The 25610-nt window shown below is 67.6% G+C and carries 22 protein-coding genes and 1 riboswitch; of the genes, 16 read left to right on the forward strand and 6 right to left on the reverse strand.

Annotation, left to right across the window (positions count from 1 at the left end; translation table 11 throughout):
- Nucleotides 1-117 precede the first annotated feature (117 nt).
- The 5 genes from bmt to MUU56_RS22560 form a co-directional block, all read right to left on the reverse strand.
- On the reverse strand, nucleotides 118-1131 hold the full coding sequence (gene bmt, locus MUU56_RS22540) for a betaine--homocysteine S-methyltransferase (protein WP_244769515.1): 1014 nt from the start codon (nucleotides 1129-1131) through the stop codon (nucleotides 118-120).
- 309 nt (nucleotides 1132-1440) lie between these two features.
- Nucleotides 1441-2484: a quaternary amine ABC transporter ATP-binding protein gene (locus tag MUU56_RS22545; RefSeq protein WP_244769516.1), complete on the reverse strand. Its 1044-nt coding sequence runs from the start codon at nucleotides 2482-2484 to the stop codon at nucleotides 1441-1443.
- Complete coding sequence (locus MUU56_RS22550; protein WP_244769517.1) at nucleotides 2477-3388, reverse strand: ABC transporter permease; 912 nt, start codon at nucleotides 3386-3388, stop codon at nucleotides 2477-2479. Before MUU56_RS22550 ends, MUU56_RS22545 begins: the two co-directional genes overlap by 8 nt.
- A 256-nt stretch (nucleotides 3389-3644) precedes the next feature.
- Nucleotides 3645-4643, reverse strand: coding sequence for an ABC transporter substrate-binding protein (locus tag MUU56_RS22555; protein ID WP_244769518.1), 999 nt, complete (start codon nucleotides 4641-4643; stop codon nucleotides 3645-3647).
- A gap of 763 nt (nucleotides 4644-5406) precedes the next feature.
- Entirely contained in the window at nucleotides 5407-5550 is a 144-nt protein-coding gene (locus MUU56_RS22560) for a hypothetical protein (protein ID WP_023517380.1), read from the reverse strand.
- A gap of 246 nt (nucleotides 5551-5796) precedes the next feature.
- Between MUU56_RS22560 and MUU56_RS22565 the strand changes: the two genes are divergently transcribed.
- The 9 genes from MUU56_RS22565 (at nucleotide 5797) to cobO (ending at nucleotide 18002) form a co-directional block, all read left to right on the forward strand.
- On the forward strand, nucleotides 5797-7260 hold the full coding sequence (locus MUU56_RS22565) for a cobyric acid synthase (protein WP_244769519.1): 1464 nt from the start codon (nucleotides 5797-5799) through the stop codon (nucleotides 7258-7260).
- Between the two features lie 150 nt (nucleotides 7261-7410).
- Nucleotides 7411-9285: a peptidoglycan-binding domain-containing protein gene (locus MUU56_RS22570; RefSeq protein WP_244769520.1), complete on the forward strand. Its 1875-nt coding sequence runs from the start codon at nucleotides 7411-7413 to the stop codon at nucleotides 9283-9285.
- A gap of 79 nt (nucleotides 9286-9364) precedes the next feature.
- A riboswitch (cobalamin riboswitch) is annotated at nucleotides 9365-9732 on the forward strand.
- 48 nt (nucleotides 9733-9780) lie between these two features.
- Nucleotides 9781-9957 (forward strand): CbtB domain-containing protein, encoded by a 177-nt coding sequence (locus tag MUU56_RS22575; protein ID WP_050743285.1) that lies wholly within the window; start codon nucleotides 9781-9783, stop codon nucleotides 9955-9957.
- Between the two features lie 12 nt (nucleotides 9958-9969).
- Nucleotides 9970-10764, forward strand: a complete 795-nt coding sequence (locus MUU56_RS22580; protein WP_244769521.1) for a CbtA family protein — start codon at nucleotides 9970-9972, stop codon at nucleotides 10762-10764.
- Nucleotide 10765: 1 nt separating this feature from the next.
- Nucleotides 10766-11290, forward strand: a complete 525-nt coding sequence (cobU, locus tag MUU56_RS22585; RefSeq protein WP_244769522.1) for a bifunctional adenosylcobinamide kinase/adenosylcobinamide-phosphate guanylyltransferase — start codon at nucleotides 10766-10768, stop codon at nucleotides 11288-11290.
- 3 nt (nucleotides 11291-11293) lie between these two features.
- Nucleotides 11294-12343, forward strand: a complete 1050-nt coding sequence (cobW, locus tag MUU56_RS22590) for a cobalamin biosynthesis protein CobW (protein WP_244769523.1) — start codon at nucleotides 11294-11296, stop codon at nucleotides 12341-12343.
- Nucleotides 12344-12845: 502 nt separating this feature from the next.
- Complete coding sequence (gene cobN, locus MUU56_RS22595; RefSeq protein ID WP_244769524.1) at nucleotides 12846-16973, forward strand: cobaltochelatase subunit CobN; 4128 nt, start codon at nucleotides 12846-12848, stop codon at nucleotides 16971-16973.
- On the forward strand, nucleotides 16973-17359 hold the full coding sequence (locus tag MUU56_RS22600; RefSeq protein ID WP_244769675.1) for a GFA family protein: 387 nt from the start codon (nucleotides 16973-16975) through the stop codon (nucleotides 17357-17359). The genes cobN and MUU56_RS22600 overlap by 1 nt, the downstream gene beginning before the upstream one ends.
- 1 nt (nucleotide 17360) lies before the next feature.
- Complete coding sequence (cobO, locus tag MUU56_RS22605; RefSeq protein WP_244769525.1) at nucleotides 17361-18002, forward strand: cob(I)yrinic acid a,c-diamide adenosyltransferase; 642 nt, start codon at nucleotides 17361-17363, stop codon at nucleotides 18000-18002.
- A gap of 184 nt (nucleotides 18003-18186) precedes the next feature.
- Here the strand turns inward: cobO and MUU56_RS22610 are convergent, their stop codons facing one another.
- On the reverse strand, nucleotides 18187-18972 hold the full coding sequence (locus tag MUU56_RS22610) for a TSUP family transporter (protein WP_244769526.1): 786 nt from the start codon (nucleotides 18970-18972) through the stop codon (nucleotides 18187-18189).
- Between the two features lie 170 nt (nucleotides 18973-19142).
- Between MUU56_RS22610 and MUU56_RS22615 the strand changes: the two genes are divergently transcribed.
- The 7 genes from MUU56_RS22615 to MUU56_RS22645 all read left to right on the forward strand — a co-directional run bounded on the left by MUU56_RS22615 (nucleotide 19143) and on the right by MUU56_RS22645 (nucleotide 25601).
- On the forward strand, nucleotides 19143-20213 hold the full coding sequence (locus tag MUU56_RS22615; protein WP_244769527.1) for a serine hydrolase domain-containing protein: 1071 nt from the start codon (nucleotides 19143-19145) through the stop codon (nucleotides 20211-20213).
- A gap of 200 nt (nucleotides 20214-20413) precedes the next feature.
- On the forward strand, nucleotides 20414-20890 hold the full coding sequence (locus tag MUU56_RS22620) for a cobalamin biosynthesis protein (protein ID WP_244769528.1): 477 nt from the start codon (nucleotides 20414-20416) through the stop codon (nucleotides 20888-20890).
- Nucleotides 20890-21732 carry a uroporphyrinogen-III C-methyltransferase gene (gene cobA, locus MUU56_RS22625; protein ID WP_244769529.1) on the forward strand — a complete coding sequence of 281 codons (843 nt, stop codon included), beginning with the start codon at nucleotides 20890-20892 and terminating at the stop codon, nucleotides 21730-21732. Before MUU56_RS22620 ends, cobA begins: the two co-directional genes overlap by 1 nt.
- Nucleotides 21729-23036, forward strand: a complete 1308-nt coding sequence (locus tag MUU56_RS22630; RefSeq protein WP_244769530.1) for a cobyrinic acid a,c-diamide synthase CobB — start codon at nucleotides 21729-21731, stop codon at nucleotides 23034-23036. The genes cobA and MUU56_RS22630 overlap by 4 nt, the downstream gene beginning before the upstream one ends.
- The gene (gene cobD, locus MUU56_RS22635) at nucleotides 23033-24046 is read left to right on the forward strand and encodes a threonine-phosphate decarboxylase CobD (RefSeq protein ID WP_244769531.1); all 1014 of its coding nucleotides are present in this window, start codon (nucleotides 23033-23035) and stop codon (nucleotides 24044-24046) included. The genes MUU56_RS22630 and cobD overlap by 4 nt, the downstream gene beginning before the upstream one ends.
- Nucleotides 24043-25023, forward strand: a complete 981-nt coding sequence (gene cbiB / locus MUU56_RS22640) for an adenosylcobinamide-phosphate synthase CbiB (RefSeq protein WP_244769532.1) — start codon at nucleotides 24043-24045, stop codon at nucleotides 25021-25023. Before cobD ends, cbiB begins: the two co-directional genes overlap by 4 nt.
- Before the next feature lie 149 nt (nucleotides 25024-25172).
- Nucleotides 25173-25601: a L,D-transpeptidase gene (locus MUU56_RS22645; RefSeq protein ID WP_244769533.1), complete on the forward strand. Its 429-nt coding sequence runs from the start codon at nucleotides 25173-25175 to the stop codon at nucleotides 25599-25601.
- Nucleotides 25602-25610 lie beyond the last annotated feature (9 nt).

Raw genomic sequence — 25610 nt, forward strand, 5'->3', positions numbered from 1 at the left:
AGATCGATTACCTTGCGGGTAATGCCGGCGCCTATCTGCTTCCAGAGGTCAGGGCAAAGGAAAGCCGCCCGCGGCGTGGCCGGGGCGGCTGATGATCCTTCGTGCCGGCGGCTGGCCTCAGCCGCGGCGGCGGCTGCGTTCGCGAGCGGGCGCGGCGGCGCTTTCGTCTGCGGTCTTGTTGCGCAGCGGGCCGATCGTCTCGATGATCGCGGCGAGCGTCGGGCGTTCGCGCGGCTCGTGCGCGTCGAGCGCCACGCGCATGGCGGCAAGGTGCTCGCAGGACGTGCCGCAGCAGCCGCCGATGATGCGCGCGCCGGCATCGCGGGCGAGGCGGGCATATTCGGCCATCAGCGGCGGCGTGCCGGAATAGTAGATTTCCGCGCCGCGATATTCCGGGATGCCGCAATTGCCCTTGACGACGACGGTCGCGGACGGGTCGGCGCCGGTCATGTCGAGCAGCGAGGAGAGGATATCGGAGGCGCCGACGCCGCAATTGGCGCCGACGGCGAGGGGACCTGCGCCGATATCGCCGGCAACGCCTTGGATGTCCCGCGGATGCAGGCCCATCATCGTCTTGCCGGCCGTGTCGAACGAGCCGGTATAGACGAAGGGCAGGCCGACCTTGGTGGCGGCTTCCGCGGCGGCGCGGATCTCCTCCGGCGAGGACATGGTCTCGATCCAGGCGACGTCCGCGCCGCCGGCCTTCAGGCCCTCGATCTGCTCGGCGAAGGCGGCGACGGCATCGTCATAGGTCATCGCGCCGAGCGGCACGAGCAGTTCGCCCGTCGGGCCGACGGAGCCGGCGACGATCACCGTGCGCGGCGCCTTGTCGGCGACCGCGCGGGCGATCTCGGCGGCCTTCCTGTTGAGGTCGAAGACGCGGTCCTGCGCATGGTGCAGCTTCAGACGATGGCGCGTACCGCCGAACGTGTTGGTGAGGATGATGTCCGCCCCGGCATCGACGAAGTCCTGGTGCAGCTTCGTGATGTTCTCGGGCTTCGCCTCGTTCCACAGTTCCGGCGCTTCCCCGGCTTCGAGGCCCATGGCGAAGAGCGAGGTCCCGGTCGCGCCGTCGGCGAGCAGGAAGGGCTTTTCGGCAAGAAGCTGGGCAAGCGGGTTCGTCGCGGTCATCGGCATATCCTTCTGTTTATCACATCATATAAAGATTTCTTTATGTGATTGCAATGATGGATTGGCGGTACGTTCGAGGAAGGCAGCGACCTTTCCTCCGTCATGGTCGGGCTTGACCCGACCATCCACAGCCGCGAGTGCCGTGTGGACCCTCGGGTCAGGCCCGAGGGTGACGGAGGAGAGGGAAAGGGGTGAGGAGAGGATAGGAGAGAAGAGAAGAGAAGAGGGTGAGGAGAGGAGAGGGAGCAGGCCCATTCCCAAACGAGGAGAGGGCGCCCCGGGGCGCCCTCTTTGTTCGTCTGTGGACGTTCAGGCCGCCTTCGCTTCGTGGCTGGTCGGCGTCACCATGCTGGAGATGATGGCGCTGAGGCTGATCGCGCCGATCGGCCGGCCCGCCTCGTCGACGACATGGGCGAGCGTCTGGTTGGCCGCCGTCATGGCGCGGGCGGCCATTTCGAGCACCGTGCCCTTGGCGATCGGCATGCCCTCGGGATTGCCCGAGAGCGGCGCCATGATCGTCTCGACGTTGACGACGCGGCCGCGGTTCACCTCCTTGACGAAGGCCGTGATGTATTCGTCCGCCGGATTCAGCACGATCTCCTGGCCGGTGCCCTGCTGCACGACCATGCCGTCGCGCAGGATCGCGATCTTGTCGCCGAGGCGCAGCGCCTCGTCGAGATCGTGGGTGATGAAGACGACGGTCTTCTTCAGCTCCTTCTGCAGGTCGAGCAGCACGGTCTGCATGTCGACGCGGATCAAGGGGTCGAGCGCCGAATAGGCTTCGTCCATCAAGAGGATGTCGGCATCGTTGGTCAGCGCCCGGGCAAGGCCCACGCGCTGCTGCATGCCGCCCGAAAGCTGGTTCGGATAGTGGTTCTCGAAGCCGGCAAGGCCGACGCGGGCGATCCACTGCTTGGCGCGCTTCTCGCGCTCCGCCTGCGCCACGCCCTGGATCTCAAGGCCGTAGACGGTGTTTTCCAGGACCGTGCGGTGCGGCAGCAGCGCGAATTTCTGGAACACCATCGCCGTCTTGTGGCGGCGGAATTCGCGCAGGTCGTTCTCGCTCATCCGGCAGACGTCGACGCCGTCGTAGAGCACCTCGCCGGCGGTGGGGTCGATCAGCCGGTTGATGTGGCGGATCAGCGTCGATTTTCCCGAGCCGGACAGGCCCATCACCACCATGATGCCGCCGGCGGGCATGGAGATGTTGATGTCGCGCAAGCCCAGCACATGGCCGTATTTCTGGTTCAGCTCGGCCTTGCCGAGGCCGTTCTTGACCGCATCGACATAGTCGCCGCCGCGGGGTCCGAAGATCTTGTAGAGATTGCGGACCTCGATTGCATGACTAACCATGAATTACCTCCGAATGCTTCTGCAGCCGCTTGCCATAGGCCTGGCTTGTACGGTCAAAGATGATGGCGATGGCCACGAGCGCGAACCCGTTGAGGAACCCGACCGTGAAGAACTGGTTGTTGATGGCCTGGAGCACGTTCTTGCCGAGCCCCCCGACGCCGACCATCGAGGCGACCACGACCATGGCGAGCGACATCATGATGGTCTGGTTGATGCCGGCCATGATGGTGGGCAGGGCGAGCGGCATCTGCACGTTCCTCAGCTTCTGCCAGCCGGAGGAGCCGAAGGCGTCGGCCGCTTCCAGCACCTCCTTGTCGACGAGGCGGATGCCGAGATTGGTGAGGCGGATCATCGGCGGCACGGCATAGATGACGACCGCGATGAGGCCCGGCACCTTGCCGATGCCGAAGATCATGACGACGGGGATGAGGTAGACGAAGCTCGGCATCGTCTGCATCACGTCGAGGATCGGGTTGACGAAGGCCTGCACCCGGTCGGAGCGGGCCATGAGAATGCCGATCGGGATGCCGACGATGACGGCGATCAGCGTACAGACCGTCACCATGGCGAGCGTCACCATCGTGTCGTTCCACAGGCCCAATAGCCCGATGGCGCACATGGAGGCGGCGGTGCCGATGGTGATCTTGATGTTGCGGCTGCCGAAATAGACGATGGCCAGCATCGCGATCAGGATGATCGGCCAGGGCGAGCTGACGAACAGCCGCTCCAGATAGTTCAGAAACCACTGCAATGGCTGGACCATCGCATCGATGATGTTGACATAGCTCCTGACGAGGCTCTTGAAGCCGTCGTCGATGACTTTTCTTGCGCCGCGGATACTCGCGTCACTGAAGGCTGGAAACTTGCAAAGAAAGCCTGGCAACAGTTCGCATAGGCCTGCCATCCTCTTCCCCTCTTCTACCGGAAGTTATTGTCCCGTTCTGCAAGAGCGTTTTCTTGCCTTGCGAACGGGACGGCGCGCACAGGGATATTCTTGTTCTGGTTCCCGGCTTGCAGTCCGTCTTCTCACGAACGGCTGCCTGATACTGTGCTGTTTGCGACCTCTGCAGTTTCTTGAGCGGGCGTCGGGCGGTTTGCCTGCACCCTCGTTCAGGTCGCCGGAAAGCCGGCAGCCGCAAAGGGCTGCCGGCAGGCCGTCGTCAGAGCGCGGCCTTGACCTTTTCCGCGATATCCGGAGCGACCCACTTGGTCCACATGTCCGGATAGGTTTCGAGGAAATGCTTGGCGGCGTCCTCGTTCGTGCCCTGGTTCTCGTCCATCCAGGCAAGCACCTTGCCGACCGTGCCGTTGTCCCACTGGCGCGTCTTCATGTAGTCCATGGCAACGCCGGCCTTTTCGGAGAAGGCCTTGGTCACGACGGTGAACACGTCGGAGGTCGGATAGGAGTTGACCTTGGGGTTGGGGCAGTCCGGCACGGCGGTGCAGGCGTCCCAGTCGGCCTTGTCGTGTTCGACGCCGAAGGAGAGCTTCGTCATCTCGTACTTGCCGAGAATGGCGGTGGGCGCCCAGTAGTAGCCGAGCCAGCCGCTCTTCTTCTCGAAGGCGTTGGCGATCGAGCCGTCGAGACCCGCCGCCGAGCCCGTGTCGACGAGCGTGAAGCCGTCCTTGTCCGCATCCAGCGCGCGGTAGAGATTGTCCGTCGAGACCTGGCAGTTCCAGCCCGAGGGGCAATTGTGCACGGCGCCCTTGGAGGAGTCTTCCGGCGCGGGGAAGAGTTCCGGATGCTTCAGCGCGTCCTGCACGGTCTTGATGTCGGGATGCGCGTCGGCGAGGAATTTCGGGATCCACCAGCCCTCGACGCCGCCTTCCGAAAGCAGCGGCGCGAGCTGGATCAGGCGGCCTTCGGCGATCGCCGCGTCGAGCGGCGTGCGCACGGCGTTGACCCACATTTCGGGCGCGACGTCCGGCTCGCCCTTCTCGTTCATGGAGGTGAAGGTCGGCATCGTGTCGCCGGTCACCAGCGTGACGGTGCAGCCATAGCCGTTTTCGAGGATGAGCTTGTCGACATGCGCGGCAACGCCCGCCGAGGCCCAGTTCATCTCGGCGATCGAGACCTCGCCGCAGTCTGCCGCCTGGGCAGAACCGGCAAAGCCGTAAAGGCCGGCAGCAAGGATGGTTGAAGCAAGGAGCTTCTTCATGGATTAAGACCTCCCAGTCTTGGATGCAGCGATCAACCCGGAAGGCAGCGCAGGCTACTGCGTTGTCCCGACTGCCCGAAAGTTTTGCGACAGCCACGGGGATCCGATGCCAGGTGAGGCGAGCCAATCCCCCTGCTGCAGCGACGCCGAGCCTTTTTCTGGTTTGCCGGCGGAACCCTGTCACCGGCGACCTATCTTCGTGCGTCACAAGGGCAGCCTACGGGTTCTCATAGAGAAATCAACCTCCTGTGCGGCCAGGCCATGGCCGCCGGGCTGTCCCGGAGGGTCGAAAGGCTGAAATTCCAGCAACCTTGCGGTGGAAAAAATGGGCGTTTGCTCGCATCAGGGCAAATGATCAGGGTGCAATTCGTGAGGGCGGGTGCGATGGTCGCTGAAAGCGGACAAATCCTGTCCCGAATGCGCCGCTTCGGGCCTTCGATCAATTATCGCAAAAATTTTCAAAAAAGTTCGTGATTCACCTTTGCTTAAGCTTCCGATAACGGTCCGGTAAGGATGTGCCGCTATTGGTTCTTTCACGGCGGGGGACACCGCCGCCTGCTCCGGAAAGGTATTGCGTACCGGGGTGCCTGGGCTCCGACGCGTTCTTGTCGGACGCCGCCATGCGTATTTTGGCAAGCCGTGCATCACCGGAAGGGATGCACGGCTTTCGCCGTTTCAGGGCTGCGAAAGCCAATAAAAAACGCCGCCTCCCGGAGAGAGACGGCGCTGGATGCGAGCGGGACCTGACGTCGCGCTCGAAGGATCAGCCGACGTTGCGCGTGCGGATGAAGCCGAGCGGGCCGAGCGGCGCGTCCATGACGACGTTGCGCACGCGGGACTGGCTCTGGGGGGCTTCGCCGTTCCAGGCGATCTGTACGAAGTTCGGCTTGCTGAAGATGAACAGCATTGTCTTTGTCCTTGAAACCCGAAGCCACGCGCCTCGGCTGTGTGATGGCGTTGATATAGGCGTTCTCCGGACGGAAAGCCATGGTCGTTCACGGCGCGATATGTCGCAAAAAGGACAGCATGACAGCCATGCTCCCGGCGCATGGCGACCTTCCGGGAAAAAGCGGCGCCGGCCGGGCGAAGATTGCGGCAAGATTGCGGTAAGTCAGGGCTTTTCGGTGACGAACGGGAATGCTACGAGGGCCGCATGACCAGAACGATCATGCTCCAGGGCACCGGCTCGGATGTCGGAAAAACGGTATTGGTGGCGGGGCTCTGCCGCATTGCCGCCAATCGCGGGCTGAAGGTGCGGCCCTTCAAGCCGCAGAACATGTCGAACAATGCCGCCGTCTCGGCCGACGGTGGCGAGATCGGCCGGGCCCAGTGGCTGCAGTCGCTGGCGGCCCGCGTGCCGTCCTCCGTGCACATGAACCCGGTGCTCCTGAAGCCGCAATCGGACGTCGGCAGCCAGATCATCGTGCAGGGCAGGGTGTTCGGCCAGGCGAAGGGGCGCGACTACCAGGCGCTGAAGCCGAAGCTGATGGGCGCCGTCATGGAAAGCTTCGAGACGATCGCGGACGGCGCCGATCTCGTCGTCGTCGAGGGCGCGGGCTCGCCGGCGGAAATCAACCTCCGGGCCGGGGACATCGCCAATATGGGTTTTGCCACGCGCGCCGGCGTGCCGGTCGTGCTCGTCGGCGACATCGACCGCGGCGGCGTCATCGCCTCGCTGGTCGGTACCCACGCCATCCTGCCGGAAGAGGACCGGCGCATGGTCGCCGGCTATCTCATCAACAAGTTCCGGGGCGATGTGACGCTGTTCGACAGCGGCCTTGCCGAGATCGCCCGCTTCACCGGCTGGCGCTGTTTCGGCGTCGTGCCCTGGCTGAGAGAGGCGGCGCGCCTGCCGGCTGAGGATTCGGTGGTGCTGGAGCGGCTCGCCAGGGGCGGCGGCAGGGCGCTGAAGGTCGCCGTGCCGGTCCTCTCGCGCATCGCCAATTTCGACGACCTCGATCCGCTCAAGGCCGAGCCGGAGGTGGACCTTGTCTTCGTGCGGCCGGGCGAGCGGCTTCCGGCCGATGCCGGCCTTGTCGTCCTGCCGGGCTCCAAGTCCACCATCGCGGATCTCCACGAATTCCGTGCCGCCGGCTGGGACCGCGACCTTGCCCTGCACCGCCGCCGCGGCGGCCGGGTCATCGGCATCTGCGGCGGCTACCAGATGCTCGGCAGCCGCGTCACCGACCCGCTCGGCATCGAGGGCAGCGAGAGGGAGGTCGAGGGGCTCGGCCTGCTGGCGGTCGAGACCGAGATGGCGCCGGAAAAGACCGTGCGCAACAGCACGGCCCGCTCCCTGCAATATGACGTGCCGCTCGAAGGCTATGAGATCCATCTCGGCCGCACCACCGGGCCGGACACGCTGCGTCCCCCCGTCAGCATCGACGGCCGGCCGGACGGCGCGATCTCGCCCGACGGGCGGGTGATGGGCACCTATCTGCACGGTCTTCTGTCGAGCGACGCCTACCGCGCCGGGCTGCTTGCCGATTTCGGCATCGAGGGCGGCGGCTTCGATTACCGGGCGAGCGTCGATGCGGCGCTCGACGGCGTGGCGGCGGAGCTGGAGGCGGTTCTCGACCCGCGCTGGCTCGACGGCCTTTTAGCCCGGGCTGATTAAACCGGCCTTCTGAAACGTTCAGCCATCGGGTTCTTCCGCTGCCGGCCTGCCGCACCAAAGTTGCGCCAGAATTCGGTGCGAGGAGTGACGGAAATCCGCCCGGGATCGCCGGGCGCTGGCGCCTTCGCGCGATCCGAAAGGGTGGGATATATGGGTTCTGGACCTCTCGCACGCTCCGTTCTGGTGCGGCTCGGCATCGCCGGCATCGTCGGGCTGTCGCTCGCCGGCCAGCCGGCGGTCGCCTTTGCCCAGGCTGCGACCGGCAAGGAGGCCGGCAGCGCCGGCAAACGCTGGGAGGAGGAGTTCTCGCTCTGGCAGAAGGTCTCCGCCGGCAGCGATGTCGCGCAGTATGAAGGCTACCTGAAGCAATATCCGAACGGCACCTTCGCCTCCATGGCGCGCCTGCGCATCGCCGAACTGCAGGCCGCCGCCAAGGCGAAGCCGGCGACTGGCGCCTCCGATGAGGCCGAGGCGGATGCCAAGGCCAAGGCTGAGGAGGCCGCCGCCGCCGAAAAGGCGAAGGCGGAGGAACAGGCCGCTGCGGAAAAGGCCAAGGCCGAAGAGGAGGCCCGCAAGACCGCGGAGGCCGAGAAAGCCAAGGCGGATGCGGAAGCGGCGCGTGTGAAGGCCGAGGAAGAGGCGCGAAAAGTGGCTGAGGCCGAAAAGGCGAAGGCCGAGGCGGAAGCCGCGCGCCTGAAGGCCGAAGAGGATGCGCAGAAAGCGGCGGAAGCCGAGAAAGCCAAGGCCGAGGCGGCGCGCCTGAAGGCGGAAGCCGACGCGAAGAAGGCGGAAGAGGCTGCCGCGGCGCGCAAGCTTGCCGAGGAAAAGGCTGCGGCCGAGGAGAAGGCGCGCGCGGAAGCCGCCGCGGCGGAAAAGGCCCGCGCCGAAGAGGCCGCGCGCCTGAAGGCGGAAGCGGAAGAGAAGGAAGCGGCCGCCCGCAAGCTCGCCGAGGCGCAGGCCGCCGAGGCCGAGCGGCTGAAGGCGGAGGCCGCGGCCGCGGCCGAGAAGGCCAGAGCGGAGGAAGCCGCCCGCCTGAAGGCCGAGGCCGAGCGGCAGAAGGCCGAAGAGGCCGCCGCCGCGGAAAAGGCGCGTGCGGAGGAGGAAGCCGCTGCCCGGCGCGAGGCCGAGGCCCGGCGCGTCGAAGCGGAAAAGGCTGCCGCGGCCGAGAAGGCGCGGATCGAAGAGGAGGCCGCCGCTGCCCGCAAGCTTGCGGAGGAAAAGGCCGCGGAGGTGGAACGGCTGAAGGCGGAAGCCGCGAAGGCCGCTGCCGACGCCGAGGCCAAGGCCGCCGAGGCGGCCCGCCTTGCCGAGGAAGCCGAAAAACGCGCCGAGGAAGCGGCCGCCGCCGAACGGGCTGCGCAGGCGAACGACACCGCCGCCCGCGAAAACGAAGCGCAGGACGCGGACACGAAGAACCGCGGCCTTGCCGTCGAGCGCGCCGACGATGCGGCGAAACGCGAGGAGGAGACCTTCCAGAAGGCCGTGCTCGACGGTTCGGAAAAGGCCTTCCGCGCCTATCTCGATGCATATCCGGACGGCCGTTTCGTCGCCGATGCGCGCGAGCGCCTTGCGGCGCTGGCAGACACGGCCCGGCAGGCGGCCAAGCCGAAGCAGGAAAGCGAAACGGCCACCGCTGAAACCGAGCGGAAGGCCGAGCAGCCGGTCGTCGACCGCCGCGAGGCCTATATGGATCGTTCGACCCGCGTGCAGGCGCAGCGCTGGCTGAGCATGCTCGGCTTCAACACCTATGGCGTCGATGGCGTCTTCGGTTCGCGCACCCGCGCCGCGATCGCCGCCTGGCAGGGGGCGTCCGGCTACCGCGCCGACGGTTACCTCTCCCGCCAGCAGTACCGCGCCCTCCGGCAGGCCGCGCAATATGCCGAGGCCCGGCAGAATCGCCAACGCCGCTACCAGCAGGACTATGACGTGCTCGAAGGCCCGGTCGACGGCTATTACGAGCGCTACCATCGCGACGACGGCTACTACAATGGCGGCGGCGGCGTGGTGATCATCCCCGGCTATTGAGATCGCGACGGCCGGACGGCGGTTTCAGCACAGGTGATGACGCTGCCGGTCGATTGACTTCCCAGGGGCGGAAGCATAATCATCCGGGATATTGGATGGTTCCCGGATCCGGAAACGGATCGGGGAGTAAATGGGAATGTGACGCGGCGGACCCAACCAGGGCGCTGCAATCATGGCCGACCCCGCGACTGTAGAGTGGCGAGGGACGCCCATCCGGACGGGAGGATCTGCGCGGAACGGGGCAATGGTGCCTTCGCCCCGCGCCGTGACGACCAGCCGGAAAAGCCACTGGGTGGCATCGCGATCAGCAGGGGTTGGACGCCTCTTTCTCTACGAATCGTCCGCCCTTTCGCGATGCCGGAGCCTGGGAAGGCGAGGGCGACCCGCAGGCGTTTTTCAACGCCGGACGCTGCGAGCCAGGAGACCTGCCAGCCAATGCGAAGGACATTTCGTCCGACCTGGGGAGGTTTCCCCGCCGCCTGCACGGAGGTTGTCATGGCTGTTTCGACTACGTCTTCTGTTACCCTTTCCGCCAACGACCGTCTCGTCGCCGGCGTTTTCGCTCTCCTGCTCGGCGCCTTCCTGGTGTTCGGCGCGGGCCTTGCGAATTCCGCCGTGCTGCATGACACGGCCCACGATACGCGTCACTCCTACGGCTTTCCCTGCCACTAAGGAGTTTTCGACATGATCGTTCGTTATCTCCTGGCCGCCCTGGTGGCCGGGCTGTTCTCCGGCGTGCTGATGACGGCCGCCCAGGAGGCCCGTGTCGTTCCGCTCATCCTGCATGCCGAGGAATTCGAGGGCGGCGACGAAGCCGCGCCCGCCGCGGAAGGCACCACGCCCGGCACCGGTACGGAGGGCGCCGCACAGACGCAGGACCATTCCTCGCTCGGCGCCGTCATCCTGGACGTCGCCTCGGCGCTTTCGCCGGTTTCCGTCGCCTATGCCCATGAGGGCGAGGATCACGAGGAGGGCGGCATCATGTTCGGCATGAGCCGGTTCTCCGGCACGCTGCTCGCCAACCTCGTCACCGGCGCCGGCTTCGGCCTGCTGCTCGCCGGCTTCAGCCTCGTTTCCGGCCATCCGATCACGGTGGCGAACGGGGCGCTCTGGGGCGCGGCGGGGTGGCTTGCCGTGCACATGCTGCCGGCCATCGGCCTGCCGCCGGAGCTTCCGGGCTTCCCCGCCGCCGATCTCGGCGACCGCCAGGTCTGGTGGATCGCGACCGTCATCCTTTCGGCGGCCGGCCTCTACCTGTTGTTCCTCAAGCAGAACATCGTCGCCAAGGTCATCGGCATCGTGCTGATCGCGGCGCCGCAGGTCTATGGCGCGCCGCAGCCGGGCGACATCTCCAGCAACGTTCCGGCCGTGCTCGGCGCGGAGTTCGCCGTCGCCGCCCTGGCCACGACCCTGTTCTTCTGGATCGTGCTCGGCCTCTCGCTCGGCTTTGCCAACGAGAAGATCGCCAAGGCTGCCTGACATGACATCGACATCGCCCGGAGCCGTCCTGGTTCTGGGCGGTGCGCGTTCCGGAAAATCCGCTTTTGCCGAGAGGCTGGTCGCCGAGACCGGCCTCTCGCGTCATTATATCGCCACCGGCCGCGCCTTCGACGACGAGATGCGCGCGCGCATCGCGCGGCACCGGGAGGATCGCGGCGACGGCTGGCAGACGCATGAGGAGCCGCTGGCGCTCGCCGCGCGCATAAGGGACGTGGCGCGGGCCGACCGGGCCGTGCTCGTCGACTGCCTGACGCTGTGGGTGACGAACCTGATGCTGGAAGAGCGGGACATCGCCGCCGAATCCTCCAGCCTCCTGGAGGCCATCCGGCAGGCGCCGGGCCGCATCGTCCTCGTCTCCAACGAGGTCGGTCTCGGCATCGTGCCTGACAATCGCATGGCGCGCGAATTCCGCGACCATGCCGGGCGGCTGCACCAGAAGGTTGCCGCCCTCGTGCCTGAAGTCTATTTTGTCGCGGCCGGACTGCCGCTGAAAATGAAGGGTTGAGCCATGCTGCAACAGAAGATCCCCGCCACCGTCATCACCGGCTTCCTCGGCGCGGGCAAGACGACGATGATCCGCAACCTCCTGCAGAATGCGGGGGGAAAACGCATCGCGCTCATCATCAACGAGTTCGGCGATCTCGGTGTCGACGGCGACGTCTTGAAGGGCTGCGGCGCGGAGGCCTGCAGCGAGGACGACATCATCGAGCTCACCAACGGCTGCATCTGCTGCACCGTCGCCGACGATTTCATCCCCACCATGACGAAGCTGCTGGAGCGGGAGAACCGTCCGGACCACATCGTCATCGAGACCTCGGGCCTTGCCCTGCCGCAGCCGCTCGTCGCGGCCTTCAACTGGCCCGAGATCAAGACGCAGGTGACGGTCGACGGCGTCATCACCGTGGTCGACAGCGCCGCCGTCGCCGCCGGCCGCTTTGCCGACGACCACGACAAGGTGGATGCGCTGCGCGTCGAAGACGAGAACCTCGACCACGAGAGCCCGCTGGAAGAGCTTTTCGAGGACCAGCTCACCGCCGCCGACCTCATCGTGCTCAACAAGATCGACCTGATCGATGCCGAGGGCCTGAAGTCGGTGCGTGATGAGGTCGCCTCCCGCACCGCCCGCAAGCCCTCGATGATCGAGGCGAAGAACGGCGAGGTCGCCGCCGCCGTGCTGCTCGGCCTCGGCGTTGGCACGGAGGACGACATCGCCAACCGCAAGTCGCACCACGAGCTGGAGCACGAGAACGGCGAGGAGCACGACCACGACGAATTCGACAGCTTCGTCGTCGAGCTGCCCGCCATCGCCGAGCCGGCCGCCTTCATCGAGCGCCTCAAGGGCGTGATCGCCGAACACGACGTGCTGCGCCTCAAGGGCTTCGCCGACGTGCCCGGCAAGCCGCTGCGCCTGCTCGTCCAGGCCGTCGGCAGCCGCATCGACCACTATTTCGAGCGCGCCTGGGCCCCGGGCGAGACCCGCGGCACCCGCCTCGTCGTCATCGGCCTGCACGACATGGACGAAGCCGCCGTGCGCGCGGCCATCGCCGCGGCGGTGTGAGTTTCGGCATGAGCGTGCGGCAGTCCCTTCCTTCGGCGTTTCAGGTACGGTTTCGCCTTTTTGGGCGTGCCGTGCCGGTGGATCCTCAGGTCGAGCCCGAGGATGACGGAGGGGAGGAGAGGCCGCAGAGCCTATCGATCGGCGCGGCAGGGACAACCGCGGCTCTTGTCCATTGCCCCTTCCTCCTGTCGTCATCCTCGGGCTCGACCCGAGGATCCACCGGCACGGCACGCCGGCAAGGGCGGGGCAATCGCATATGGCGTTCGACGTTGCCGCTCTCCCCTTTTCCCCGCCGGGGAGAAGGTGGCCCCCACGGGTCTCGCCAAAGGCGAGCCCGAGGACAGGCTCCGGGCCTGATGAGAGGGTGGCTCGGACGGATCGTTTGCGCCTCCAACATCCCCCTCATACGCCTGCCGGCACCTTCTCCCCGGCGGAGAGAAGGGGGTGTGGCAACGTTTTCCATCCATATGCAATTGCCCTGCCGGCAAAGCGGAGGCGCCGCATGCACCTCCTCCTAGCGCAGAAGGGAACCATCGCTGACGGCAGCGAGGCGATCGACCTTGGCCAGACGCCGGGCGACATCCTCTTCCTTTCCGCCGCCGACACGGAGCTTGCCGCCATCGCCGCCGCCCATCGCGCGCGCGATACGCAAACGCGGCTGCGGCTCGCCAGCCTCGCCACGCTCTCCCATCCGATGTCGGTGGATACCTATATCGAGCGCACCGCCCGCCACGCCAAACTCATCGTCATCCGTGCCCTCGGCGGCGCCAGCTATTTCCGCTACGTGCTGGAAGCGCTGCTGGCGACCGCCGTTGCCAACGGCATCAGGCTCGTGGCGCTGCCCGGCGACGACCGGCCGGACGAGGGCCTCGCGCCCTTCAACCGCATCGACGACACCGACCGCCAGACCCTCTGGGCCTATCTCAACGAGGGCGGCGCCGAAAATGCGGACCGCTTCCTCGCCTATGCCGACGCCCTGGTCTTCGGCGGCACCAAGCCGGAGCCGGCCACGCCGCTGGAAAAGGCCGGAATCTGGTGGCCGGGGCGGGGCGTGATCGATATCGAGGCGTGGCAGGCGCTGGCGGCGCTCCCCCCCTCTGGCCTGCCGGCCATCTCCCCCTCCGGGGGGGAGATCGATGGGGCCGCGGTTTCCTTCCCATCTGGCGACGCTGCAACCCTGGACGGTGTCGAGGGGGCACGGCCCGGCCTCCTGCCAATCTCTCCCCTTGAGGGGGAGATGGCCGGCAGGCCAGAGGGGGGTGTTGCGCCTCCTGCCTCGGAGGAACGCGCTCCCCCCACCGCCGCCATCTGCTTCTACCGCGCCTATGTCCAGAGCGGCGAGACACGCCCCGTCGAAATGCTGATCGAGGCATTGGCGGCCGAAGGTGTCCGCGCCCTGCCGCTCTTCGTCTCCAGCCTCAAGGAGCCCGTCTCCATCGAGACGGTGCGGGCCGCCTTCGCCACGGCCCGGCCGGAAGTGGTGCTGAACGCCACCAGCTTTGCCGTGTCCGCCCCCGGCGCCGGCCGCAAGCCGACCGTGCTCGACGAGACCGGTGCGCCGGTCCTGCAGGTCGTCTTCTCCGGCTCCTCGCGCAAGGCCTGGGAGGCCTCCGGCCAGGGGCTGACGGCGCGCGACCTCGGCATGAACGTCTCGCTGCCGGAGGTGGACGGCCGCGTGCTCGCCCGCGCCGTGTCCTTCAAGGCGGCCGCGCGCTACGACGAGCGCGTCGAGACCAACATCGTCAGCCTCGATCCGGTCGAGGATCGTATCCGCTTTTCCGCCCGGCTGGCCGCCGGCTGGGCGCGGCTGCGGCGTGCGGCGCCGGCGGAACGCCGCATCGCCCTCGTCATGGCGAACTATCCGAACCGCGACGGGCGGCTCGGAAACGGCGTCGGCCTCGATACGCCCGCCGGCACGATGGAGGTGCTGCGCGCCATGGCGGCGGAAGGCTACGCGGTCGAAGGCCTGCCGGCCGACGGCGACGCGCTGATCGCCCACCTGATGGCCGGCCCGACCAATGCGGCGGGCGACGGGCGCGAAATCCGCGAAACGCTTTCCCTCAACCATTACAAGGCTTTCTTCGCCTCCCTTCCGAAACGGATTCAGGCGGAGATGACTGCCCGCTGGGGCGCGCCGGAGGACGATCCCTTCGTCATCGGCGACGTCTTCGCCCTGCCGCTCGCCCGTTTCGGCGAGACGCTGGTCGGCATCCAGCCGGCGCGCGGCTACAATATCGACCCGAAGGATACCTATCATTCGCCGGACCTCGTGCCGCCGCACGGTTATCTCGCCTTCTATGCCTTCCTGCGCCGGCACTTTGGCGCGCATGCCATCGTGCACATGGGCAAGCACGGCAATCTCGAATGGCTGCCGGGCAAGGCGCTGGCGCTGTCGGAGGCCTGCTATCCGGAAGCCGTGCTCGGTCCGGTGCCGCATCTCTACCCCTTCATCGTCAACGATCCGGGCGAGGGCACGCAGGCCAAGCGCCGTTCCGCCGCCGTCATCATCGATCACCTGACGCCGCCCTTGACCCGCGCGGAGACCTACGGCCCGCTGAAGGACCTCGAAGCGCTGGTCGACGAATATTACGACGCCTCCGGCGGCGATCCGCGGCGCATCAAGCTGCTGACGAAGCAGATCCTCGACCTCGTGCGCGACATCGGCCTCGACCGCGATGCCGGCATCGCCCGCTCGGACGGCGAGGAGGCGGCGTTGCAGAAGCTCGACGCCTATCTCTGCGACCTCAAGGAAATGCAGATCCGCGACGGCCTGCACGTCTTCGGCGTCTCGCCCGAGGGGCGGCTTCTGACCGACCTGACGCTGGCGCTCGCCCGCGTGCCCCGCGGCCTCGGCGAGAGCGGCGAGGCGAGCCTGCAGCGGGCGATCGCGGCGGATGTTTTTGCGGAGGCCGCACCCCCCTCTGGCCTGCCGGCCATCTCCCCCTCAAGGGGGGAGATCGATGGGGGCACGCACCCTGTTCCATCTGCCGCCGAGGCGGTTGGCTTTGAAATAGCGGGGAAAACGGAAACAGGCTCCCAGCCGATCTCCCCCCTTGAGGGGGAGATGCCCGGCAGGGCAGAGGGGGGTAGCGCTTCATACGCCTTCGACCCGCTCGACTGCATCCCCTCCGATCCCTGGACCGGCCCGCGCCCCACCATCCTCGCCACGCAATCCGACACCCCCTGGCGCAGCAAGGGCGACACGGTCGAGCGCATCGAATTGCTGGCCGCCAAACTGGTGGAGCGCGCGACCGCCTGCCCGGAAAACTGGCACGCCACCCGCGCCGTGCTCGATGTGATCGAGGCCACCATCCGCCCCGCCATCGCCGCCTGCGGCCCGGCCGAGATCGCCGCGCTGATGCGCGGCCTCGACGGGCGCTTCATCGAGCCAGGCCCTTCCGGAGCACCGACGCGCGGGCGGCCGGACGTGCTGCCGACGGGCCGCAACTTCTACTCCGTCGACAGCCGCGCGGTGCCGACCCCGGCCGCCTGGGAGCTCGGCCGCAAGTCCGCCGAACTCATCGTCACCCGCTATGCGCAGGACCATGGCGAATGGCCGACCTCCTTCGGTATCACCGCCTGGGGCACCTCCAACATGCGCACCGGCGGCGACGACATCGCGCAGGCCATGGCGCTGATCGGCGTCAAGCCGACCTGGGACATGGCCTCGCGCCGCGTCACGGGCTTCGAGATCATCCCGCCGGCCGTGCTGCGCCATCCGCGCGTCGACGTGACGCTGCGCATTTCCGGCTTCTTCCGCGATGCCTTCCCGGAGCAGATCGCGCTGTTCGACCGGGCCGTGCGCGCCGTCGGCGCGCTGGACGAGGACGATGCCGACAACCCGATCGCTGCCCGCATGCGGGCGGAAGCGGCGGCGCTGGCAGCCAAGGGCGCGTCCGAGGACGAGGCGCTGAAGCAGGCCGGCTTCCGCATCTTCGGCGCGAAGTCCGGCGGCTACGGCGCCGGACTGCAGACGATGATGGACGAGGGGCTGTGGACGGAGCGCGGCGACCTTGCCGAGGCCTGGCTTGCCTGGGGCGCGCATGCCTATGACGGGACGAGCGACGGCGTGCCGATGCGCGAGCGGCTGGAGGCGCGCATGAAGAGCCTGGAGGCCGTCGTGCAGAACCAGGACAGCCGCGAGCACGACCTGCTCGACAGCGACGAATACTATCAGTTCGAGGGCGGCATGGCCGCGGCGGCGGAGCACCTTTCCGGCAAGCAGCCGGTCGTCTATCACAACGACCTGTCGCGGCCGGAAAAGCCGGTCGTGCGCACGCTGGAGGACGAGATCGGCCGCGTCGTGCGCGCCCGCGTCGTCAATCCCAAATGGATCGACGGCGTCATGCGCCATGGCTACAAGGGCGCCTTCGAGATCGCCGCGACGGTCGATTTCATGTTCGCCTTCGCCGCCACGACCGGCGCGGTGAAGGACCACCATTTCGAGGCCGCCTACCAGGCCTATGTGCTCGACGAGCGGGTGCGCGACTTCCTGATGGAGAAGAACCCGGCGGCGCTTGCCGAAATGGCGGCGCGGTTCGCCGAGGCGATCGACCGGCAGCTCTGGACGCCGCGCTCGAACTCCGCGCGCTTCGAGCTGGACATGCTCGGAAAGAGGAGGGCTTCGTGATGCAGCTTGCCGGCCGCTGCCTTTGCCGTTCCCTGACATTTTCGTTTTCCGGCGACATCGTCAGCACCGGCCATTGCCATTGCGAAAGCTGCCGCCGTGCCACGTCCTCGCCGGTGACGACATTCTTCTGCGTGGCGACGGAGAACCTTGCGTTTCAAGGCGATACGCTGCGCCACTACGCGTCCTCGCCGGGTGTGCGGCGCGGCTTTTGTGGCAATTGCGGCTCGCCGATGAGCTACGAAACGGACAAGCGGCCGGGCATCATCGATCTCTACGTCGCCTCGCTGGACGATGCGAGCGGGGTCGATGTCACCCAGCACGGGTTTTGGAACGAGCGGGTTTCCTGGCTGCATTGCGAGGACGACCTGCCGAAACGGGAAGGCTGACATGAGCGAAAACCACGACGAAACCGCCGGCATGAACGAAGCCGAGCTCGCCCGCCATTCGGAGAAGATGGCGAAGAAGAAGCAGGCGCGCGAGAAGATCATGGCGACCAAGACGGACGAGAAGGGCCTCGTCATCGTCCATACCGGCAAGGGCAAGGGCAAGTCGACCGCCGGCTTCGGCATGATCTTCCGCCATATCGCGCACGGGAAGCCCTGCGCCGTCGTGCAGTTCATCAAGGGGGCCATGGTGACGGGCGAGCGTGATCTCATCGAGGCGCATTTCTCCGATCTCTGCCAGTTCTTCACGCTGGGCGAGGGCTTCACCTGGGAAACGCAGGACCGCGCGCGCGATGTCGCGATGGCTGAGAAGGCGTGGGAGAAGGCGAAGGAGCTGATCCGCGACGAGCGCAATTCGATGGTGCTGCTCGACGAGATCAACATTGCGCTGCGCTACGACTATATCGACGTCAATGAGGTGATCGAGTTCCTGAAGACGGAAAAGCCCTACATGACGCATGTCGTCCTGACGGGCCGCAACGCCAAGGACGAACTGATCGAGATCGCCGACCTCGCGACCGAAATGGAACTGCTGAAGCACCCGTTCCGCTCGGGCATCAAGGCGCAGCAGGGCGTGGAATACTGATCGCGAGGGAAGCGTCGCCCCTCATCCCCCTGCCGGGACCTTCTCCCCGCAGGCGGGGAGAAGGAGGAAAACGGCGCGCCCGTCGCTCCTCGCCCCGCCTGCGGGGAGAGGATGCCGGCAGGCAGGTGAGGGGTCCTTTCGACGTCGTGCCCTCAGGTCATGACAGGCGGGCTGAAATCCGTAATCACCACCCCAGCCAGACGCGCAGCGGATGGCCCGGATCGGCCATCAGGCGGATGGCGAGCGCGATCGAGGTGATGACGAGGAGCGGCTTGATGATCCTGGCACCGTTCTTCATCGCGACGCGCGAGCCCGCCTGTGCGCCGAGGAACTGGCCGATGCCCATGACGAGGCCGACCTTCCACAGGACGACGCCATAGGCGAGGAAGACGGCGAAGGCGCCGACATTCGAGCCGAAGTTGAGGAGCTTGGTGTGCGCCGTCGCCTTCAGCACGCCGAAGCCAGCCAGCGTCACGAAGGCCAGCATGAAAAACGAGCCGGTGCCCGGGCCGAACACGCCGTCGTAGAAACCGATCAGCGGCACGATGGTGGCGGTGAAGAGGAAGACGCCCATGCGGCGGTGCTTGTCGACATCGCCGATATTCGGCTTCAGCCCGAAAAACACGGCGATGGCCACGAGCAGGAAGGGCAGGATCGCCTTCAACAGGTCGCCCGGCACCACGGTGGCGAGCAAGGCGCCGAAGGCCGACCCCAGCGCCGAGAGCACGGCCATCGGCATCTGTTCGCGAAGCCGGACATGGCCGGCGCGCGCATAGGCCAGCGTCGCCGAGCCGGAGCCGAACAGGGCCTGAAGCTTGTTCGTGCCGAGCGTTTCGAGCGGCGGGATGCCGGCGATCAGCATGGCGGGGATGGTGATCATGCCGCCGCCGCCGGCGATGGAATCGATGAAACCGGCAAGGAAGGCGGCGAGGAACAGGAAGAGCAGGATATGAAGGGCGATATCGGCCACGGCGGGACTCGGGGAATGCGAGGAGAGGATTGCCAGCCCTTCTGTCAGACTGCGCGGCAAAAGCAAAGCCCGGCGGCCTTGCGCGCATGAAGGTGCTTGCGTCGGCCGGGCAGGACGGGTCAAACAGGCTGGCCGCCGATGTCCCGGCGGCGCCATGAGGGGAGGCCGCGATGCGCGCAGATCAGCAAACGGAAGGCGAATGGGAACGGGCGGCGGCCGCGGAGCTGGGGTTCGATCCCGCGCTGGAGCGCAAGCTGCTCGCCGGCATCGAAGCGGGCCTCATCCGCGATGTGCATGCGGTGCTGGTCAGCCGGCACGGCAAGCTGGTGCTGGAGCACTATCGTGAGGCGCCCGACGAAAGCTGGGGCATGCCGCTCGGCACGGTCGCCTTCGACGCCTTGACGCTGCACGACCTCCGGTCGGTGACGAAGAGCGTGGTCGGCCTGCTCTACGGCATCGCGCTCGACCGGGGCCTCGTTCCGCCGCCGCAGGCGCCGCTTCTGGCGCAGTTTCCCGACTATCCGGATCTTGCCGCCGATCCGGCGCGCGCCGGCCTGACGATCGGCCATGCGCTGACCATGACGCTCGGGCTCGACTGGGACGAAGACCGCTCCTATGCCGACCCGCTGAACAGCGAGATCGCCATGGAGAATGCAACGGATCGCTATCGCTTCGTCCTGGAGCAGCCGGTGCTGCACGCGCCCGGCACGCACTGGGTCTATTGCGGCGGGGCGACCGCGCTGGTCGGGGCGGTCATCGAGCGGGGCACCGGCCGGCGGATCGAGGATTTCGCCCGCGAGGCGCTGTTTCAACCGCTCGGCATTTCGCGGTTCGAGTGGCTGAGTGGGGCGGATGGCGTCGCCTCGCCGGCCTCCGGCCTTCGCCTTTCCGCGCCGGACCTCCTGCACATCGGCCGCCTCGTGCTGGAGGGCGGGCGTGCCGGCGGGCGGCAGGTCGTCTCGAAGGCCTGGCTCGACGCCTCGCTGGCACCGGCCGTCTCGACCGGAGACGGGCTCGACTACGGCCATTTCTGGTTTCTCGGCGCGGCGCCGGTGCCGGCCTTCGGCGGGGAGCGGCCGTGGATGGCCGGCTTCGGCAATGGCGGCCAGCGGCTCTGGCTGATGCCGGAGGCGGATATCGCCTGCGTCATCTTTTCCGGCAACTACAATGCGCCGGACGCCTGGGTGTCGCCGACGCGCCTTTGGCGGGAGATCGTGCTGGCCAATCTCGTCTCGGCCTGAGGCATGGCGCATCCGGCGCGGGCGATGCCGCAATCCGGTTTGACCGGCCCCACGCCCTCCGGTACTAAGAAACCCAGCGACGGTGCCCGCGGGGCGGGCCGAGCGGTGTCCGGTGCGGCCGACCCAGAGGGGCTTCATCCGGAACCGTCGGTGGACGGCAAGGCCGGGCCCTTTCGCGTGGAATTTTGCGAGAGACCGCCATGCGCGCCAAGGCCCCATCCCCTGACACCGGACGACGTCTGCTCGTCCTCGGCCTCGGCTGCGAACGCGGCACGCCGCCGGCGGAACTGCTCGATCTCGCCCTCTCCGTCATCCCGGCCCCCGAGGGCATTGCCTTCGTCGCGACGCTGGATGCACGCGCGGAAGAGCCGGCCATGCATGCCGTCGCCCGGCATTTCTCCGTGCCGCTGGTGACTTTTCCGGCCGCCCGGCTCGAAGCCGAGACGCCCCGCCTTGCCAATCCTTCCGACCGCGTCTTCGCCATCACCGGCTGCCACGGCGTCGCAGAGGCGGCGGCGCTGGCGCAGGCGGGCAGCGGCGGCAGGCTCATCGTGGAAAAGACGAAGTCGGCCCATGCCACGGCGGCGATCGCTGAGTCTTTCCAGCCGCTTGCGGCGTTTTCCTGCGGCATCGATTCCGCGCCTTCGTTTTCCGATTCAAGCCGGGAGCCTGCCTGATGCACAGCCTGTTCGCCGCCCTCCCGCCCATGGAAAGGGGCAGCGTCTGGCTTGTTGGCGCAGGCCCGGGCGATCCCGGTCTCCTGACGCTGCACGCCGCCCACGCGCTCCAGCAGGCGGATGTCATCGTGCATGACGCGCTGGTCAATGCCGAGTGCCTGTCGCTTGCCGGCCCGGATGCGGTGCTGGAATTCGCCGGCAAGCGCGGCGGCAAGCCCTCGCACAAGCAGCGGGACATTTCGCTGCGGCTCGTCGAGCTGGCGCGCGCCGGCAACCGCGTGCTGCGGCTGAAGGGGGGCGATCCCTTCGTCTTCGGCCGCGGCGGCGAGGAGGCGCTGACCCTCATCGAGCACGGCATTCCCTTCCGCATCGTGCCGGGCATCACGGCCGGCATCGGCGGGCTTGCCTATGCCGGCATCCCGGTGACGCATCGCGAGGTCAACCACGCCGTCACCTTCCTCACCGGCCATGATTCCTCCGGCCTCGTGCCCGACCGCATCAACTGGGAGGGCATCGCCAAGGGCTCGCCCGTCATCGTCATGTACATGGCGATGAAGCATATCGGCCAGATCGCCGCCAACCTCATCGCCGGCGGCCGCGCGCCGGAGGAGCCCGTCGCCTTCGTCTGCAATGCCGCGACCGCCGAGCAGCAGGTGCTGGAAACGACGCTGGCGCGCGCGGAGGCGGATGTCACGGCCGCCGGCCTCGAACCGCCGGCCATCGTCGTCGTCGGCGAGGTCGTGCGCCTGCGCGCCTCGCTCGACTGGCTCGGCGCGCTGACGGAGGGCCGCGCGCTGGCGCCCGATCCGTTCGGCTCGCGCAAGTTGAAGGACCCGGCATGAGCGGACTGCTCATCGCCGCGCCCGCGTCCGGCTCCGGCAAGACGACGGTGACGCTGGGCCTGGCGCGCGCCTTCGCCGATGCCGGTCTTAGCCTCGTCTCCGGCAAGGCCGGGCCGGACTACATCGATCCCGCGTTCCACGCCGCCGCCAGCCGCAAGGCCTGCCTCAACTACGATCCCTGGGCGATGCGTCCGGAGCTCATCCGCGCCAATGCCGCGCGGCAGGCCGGCGCGGGGGATTTCCTGCTGGTCGAGGCGATGATGGGCCTTTTCGACGCTGCCGCCGACGGCACCGGCGCGCCGGCCGACCTTGCGGCGTTGCTCGGCCTGCCCGTCGTGCTCGTCGTCGATTGCAGCCGCATGTCCCAATCCGTCGCCGCGCTGGTGAAGGGCTACCGGGACCATCGCGGCGATGTCCACGTCGCCGGCGTCATCCTCAACAAGGTCGGCAGTGCCCGGCACGAGGCCATGCTGCGCGGGGCGCTGGAGGCGAGCGGCATCGCGATCTTCGGCGTGTTGCGGAGCGATCCGCTGCTTGCCCTGCCGGAACGGCATCTCGGCCTCGTGCAGGCCGGCGAGCATGGCATGCTGGAGACCTTCATCGCCCATGCCGCCGGCGTGGTGACGCGGTGCTGCGATCTGGACCGTCTGGTCGCCGTCGCCACGCGACGGGGAGGGGCGCGGGCGGAGGGCGCCGTGCCGCGCCTGCCGCCGCTCGGCCAGCGCATCGCGATCGCCCGCGACGTCGCCTTCGCCTTCACCTACGAGCATCTCCTGATGGGATGGCGCATGGCGGGGGCGGACCTTTCCTTCTTCTCGCCGCTCGCCGACGAGGCGCCCGCGGCCGATGCGGATGCCGTCTATCTGCCCGGCGGCTACCCGGAACTGCACGGGGCCGCTCTTGCCAATGCCGCTGCCTTCCGTCTAGGCATGCAGGAGGCAGCGCGCCGGGGGGCGCGCATCTATGGCGAATGCGGGGGCTACATGACTCTGGGGGAGGCTCTGGTTGCGGCGGATGGATCCCGCTACGGCATGCTCGGCCTCCTGCCGCTCGTCACCAGCTTTGCCGCGCGCCGCCGCCATCTCGGCTACCGCCGCGTGACGCCGCTTGCCGGCGCGGGCTTTTCGGCGCCGATGACCGCCCACGAGTTCCACTATTCGACCGTCGCCAGCGAGGGCGCCGCGGAGCGCCTGTTTGCCGTCACGGACGCGATCGGCGAGGACCTCGGCGAGGCGGGCCTTCGCCGCGGAACCGTCAGCGGCTCCTACATGCATCTCATCGACCTTGCGCCGGAGGCGGCATGACCGCGCCGCGCATCGTTCACGGCGGCGGTATCGCCGCCGCCTCCCAGCGCTTCGGCGGCCGGCCGGAGGACTGGCTGGACCTTTCCACCGGCATCAACCCCAATCCCGCGGCGTTGCCCGAAGTGGATGTCGCCGCCTGGCACCGCCTGCCGGACCGCCACCGCCAGGATGCCGCCCGCGCCGCCGCCGCCGGCTATTATGGCACATCGGGCGCGCTGCCCTTGCCCGTTCCCGGCACGCAGTCCGTCATCCAGCTCCTGCCGCGTTTCGTCGCCGCCGGCCGGCGCGCCGCCGTCGTCTCGCCGACCTATGGCGAATATGCCCGCGTGCTGGAAAATGCCGGCGTGGCGGTGGATCGCATCGCAGGCCTTAATGCCGTGAGCGATGCCCATGACCTGGTGGTCGTCGTCAATCCGAACAATCCGGACGGCCGGCTGTTCTCGCGTGAGGCGCTGCTCGACCTTCACCGGCGCGTTGCCGGCAGCGGCGGCCTTCTCGTCGTCGACGAGGCCTTCGGCGACATGCGCCCCGAAGCCACCATCGCGCCGCTCGCCGGCGATAACATGCCGGGCCTTCTCGTCTTCCGGTCCTTCGGCAAGTTCTTCGGCCTTGCCGGCCTGCGCCTCGGTTTCGTGATCGGCGAGGCGCCGGTCGTCGACCGGGTCGAGGACGGGCTCGGCCCCTGGGCTGTGTCCGGCCCGGCGCTGACCATCGCCACCGGCCTGATGACCGCCGACACCACTGCAATCCGCCGGTCGATCGACGCGCGCAAGGCGGCGCTCGAATCCGTCCTTGCCGGCGCCGGACTCGATATCGTCGGCGGCGCCGGCCTTTTCGCGTTGGTCGACCGTGCGGATGCGCCCGCCATCCACGAAGGGCTCTGCCGCCGCCACATCCTCGTTCGTCCCTTCGACTACAACGCGCGCTGGCTGCGCTTCGGCCTTGCGCCGGATGCGACCTCGGATGCCCGGCTGGCGGCGGCGCTGGCGGAGGTGACGGCCGGGCGATGAGCGAAACGCTTCTCCTCCTTTTCCTGGCCCTGCTGCTTGACCGCCTTGTCGGCGATCCGGACAGGCTCTGGCGGCGCGTGCCGCATCCGGTCGTGCTGTTCGGCCGGGCGATCGGGCTGATGGACAAGCTCTTCAACGGCAAGCGCCTCTCGGCCGATACGAAGCGCTTCAACGGCGCCGCCGGCATTGCCGTGCTGCTCGCTGCCAGCGCCTTCCTCGGCTTCTTCATGCACCGGCTGCTCGCGCCGCTCGGCATCGTCGGCGCCCTCGTCGAGATCGCTGTCGTCGCGATCTTCCTGGCGCAGAAGAGCCTTTACGATCATGTGCGTGCCGTCTCCAGCGGCCTGAAGCGCGGCGGCCTTGCGGGCGGGCGGCAGGCCGTGTCGATGATCGTCGGCCGCGATCCGGCAACGCTCGACGAGCCGGCCATCTGCCGCGCCGGCATCGAGAGCCTGGCGGAGAATTTTTCCGACGGCGTGGTGGCGCCGGCGCTCTGGTATGCGCTTTTCGGCCTGCCGGGCCTGTTCGCCTACAAGATGCTGAACACGGCCGATTCGATGATCGGCCACAAAAACGCGAAATATCTCGATTTCGGCTGGGCCTCGGCCCGGCTGGACGACCTCGCCAACTGGCCCGCCGCACGCCTCTCCATCCTCTTCCTGGCCGCCGGGGCGTGGGTGGTGAAGGGCAGGGCGGCGGCGCGCCATGCGATCGGCACGGCGCTGCGCGATGCGGGCCTCCACCGCTCGCCCAATTCCGGCTGGCCGGAAGCGGCCATGGCCGGCGCGCTCGGCATCGGCCTTGCCGGCCCGCGCATCTATGGCGGCGCGCGCGTCGACGAGCCGATGATGAACGCCAGCGGGCGCACCGTCGCGACGGTGGCGGATATCGATCTGTCCCTGCGGATCTTCTCGGCCGCCTGTGCTGCTCTTGCTGCCGCTGTATTGCTGGCGGCGCTTCTTGCCGCTTTGTTGTGAGCGCGCCGCGCGGCATTCAATAGAATTTTACATCTTAACTTCGTTTTCTTTTCGTGGCTCCGTCAATATTGTGGAAGGCTGAAACGTCTATATTCTGTCTCGATGCGAGACTGGCATCAAAGCCATGCGCAAACGAAAGAGGGGAAGTCATGCGTATCTTCTTTGCGACCGCTGTCGCGTTCCTTCTTGTGTTGTTCCAGACCCAGACCGCTCTGTCGGCCAATCTGACCGCCCGGATCAGCCTTTCTTCGCAGACCATGGTCGTTACTCAGAACGGCGCGGTGAAATATCGCTGGCCCGTCTCGACCGGCCGCAAGGGCTATGGCACGCCGACGGGCGCCTGGTCGGCGAAATGGGCCTCGCGCAACCATCGCTCGCGCAAGTACAACAATGCCCCGATGCCCTATGCGATCTTCTTCAAGGGAGGATATGCCGTGCATGCGACCTATGAGACGAAGCGCCTCGGCCGTCCGGCCTCGCACGGCTGCGTGCGCCTGCACCCGGACAATGCGGCGACCTTCTTCCAGCTGGCCAACCGCAACGGGCTGTCCAACACGCGCATCGTCATCACGCGCTGAGACGTCCGC

The sequence above is a fragment of the Shinella yambaruensis genome (assembly GCF_022899355.1).
Classification (GTDB): domain Bacteria; phylum Pseudomonadota; class Alphaproteobacteria; order Rhizobiales; family Rhizobiaceae; genus Shinella; species Shinella yambaruensis.

What these genes read in the sequence shown, in the direction of transcription:
- bmt (WP_244769515.1), bottom strand. Translation starts at nt 1,131, where the DNA reads ATGACCGCGACGAACCCGCTTGCCCAGCTTCTTGCCGAAAAGCCCTTC.
- MUU56_RS22545 (WP_244769516.1), bottom strand. Translation starts at nt 2,484, where the DNA reads ATGGTTAGTCATGCAATCGAGGTCCGCAATCTCTACAAGATCTTCGGA.
- MUU56_RS22550 (WP_244769517.1), bottom strand. Translation starts at nt 3,388, where the DNA reads ATGGCAGGCCTATGCGAACTGTTGCCAGGCTTTCTTTGCAAGTTTCCA.
- MUU56_RS22555 (WP_244769518.1), bottom strand. Translation starts at nt 4,643, where the DNA reads ATGAAGAAGCTCCTTGCTTCAACCATCCTTGCTGCCGGCCTTTACGGC.
- MUU56_RS22560 (WP_023517380.1), bottom strand. Translation starts at nt 5,550, where the DNA reads ATGCTGTTCATCTTCAGCAAGCCGAACTTCGTACAGATCGCCTGGAAC.
- MUU56_RS22565 (WP_244769519.1), top strand. Translation starts at nt 5,797, where the DNA reads ATGACCAGAACGATCATGCTCCAGGGCACCGGCTCGGATGTCGGAAAA.
- MUU56_RS22570 (WP_244769520.1), top strand. Translation starts at nt 7,411, where the DNA reads ATGGGTTCTGGACCTCTCGCACGCTCCGTTCTGGTGCGGCTCGGCATC.
- MUU56_RS22575 (WP_050743285.1), top strand. Translation starts at nt 9,781, where the DNA reads ATGGCTGTTTCGACTACGTCTTCTGTTACCCTTTCCGCCAACGACCGT.
- MUU56_RS22580 (WP_244769521.1), top strand. Translation starts at nt 9,970, where the DNA reads ATGATCGTTCGTTATCTCCTGGCCGCCCTGGTGGCCGGGCTGTTCTCC.
- cobU (WP_244769522.1), top strand. Translation starts at nt 10,766, where the DNA reads ATGACATCGACATCGCCCGGAGCCGTCCTGGTTCTGGGCGGTGCGCGT.
- cobW (WP_244769523.1), top strand. Translation starts at nt 11,294, where the DNA reads ATGCTGCAACAGAAGATCCCCGCCACCGTCATCACCGGCTTCCTCGGC.
- cobN (WP_244769524.1), top strand. Translation starts at nt 12,846, where the DNA reads ATGCACCTCCTCCTAGCGCAGAAGGGAACCATCGCTGACGGCAGCGAG.
- MUU56_RS22600 (WP_244769675.1), top strand. Translation starts at nt 16,973, where the DNA reads ATGCAGCTTGCCGGCCGCTGCCTTTGCCGTTCCCTGACATTTTCGTTT.
- cobO (WP_244769525.1), top strand. Translation starts at nt 17,361, where the DNA reads ATGAGCGAAAACCACGACGAAACCGCCGGCATGAACGAAGCCGAGCTC.
- MUU56_RS22615 (WP_244769527.1), top strand. Translation starts at nt 19,143, where the DNA reads ATGCGCGCAGATCAGCAAACGGAAGGCGAATGGGAACGGGCGGCGGCC.
- MUU56_RS22620 (WP_244769528.1), top strand. Translation starts at nt 20,414, where the DNA reads ATGCGCGCCAAGGCCCCATCCCCTGACACCGGACGACGTCTGCTCGTC.
- cobA (WP_244769529.1), top strand. Translation starts at nt 20,890, where the DNA reads ATGCACAGCCTGTTCGCCGCCCTCCCGCCCATGGAAAGGGGCAGCGTC.
- MUU56_RS22630 (WP_244769530.1), top strand. Translation starts at nt 21,729, where the DNA reads ATGAGCGGACTGCTCATCGCCGCGCCCGCGTCCGGCTCCGGCAAGACG.
- cobD (WP_244769531.1), top strand. Translation starts at nt 23,033, where the DNA reads ATGACCGCGCCGCGCATCGTTCACGGCGGCGGTATCGCCGCCGCCTCC.
- cbiB (WP_244769532.1), top strand. Translation starts at nt 24,043, where the DNA reads ATGAGCGAAACGCTTCTCCTCCTTTTCCTGGCCCTGCTGCTTGACCGC.
- MUU56_RS22645 (WP_244769533.1), top strand. Translation starts at nt 25,173, where the DNA reads ATGCGTATCTTCTTTGCGACCGCTGTCGCGTTCCTTCTTGTGTTGTTC.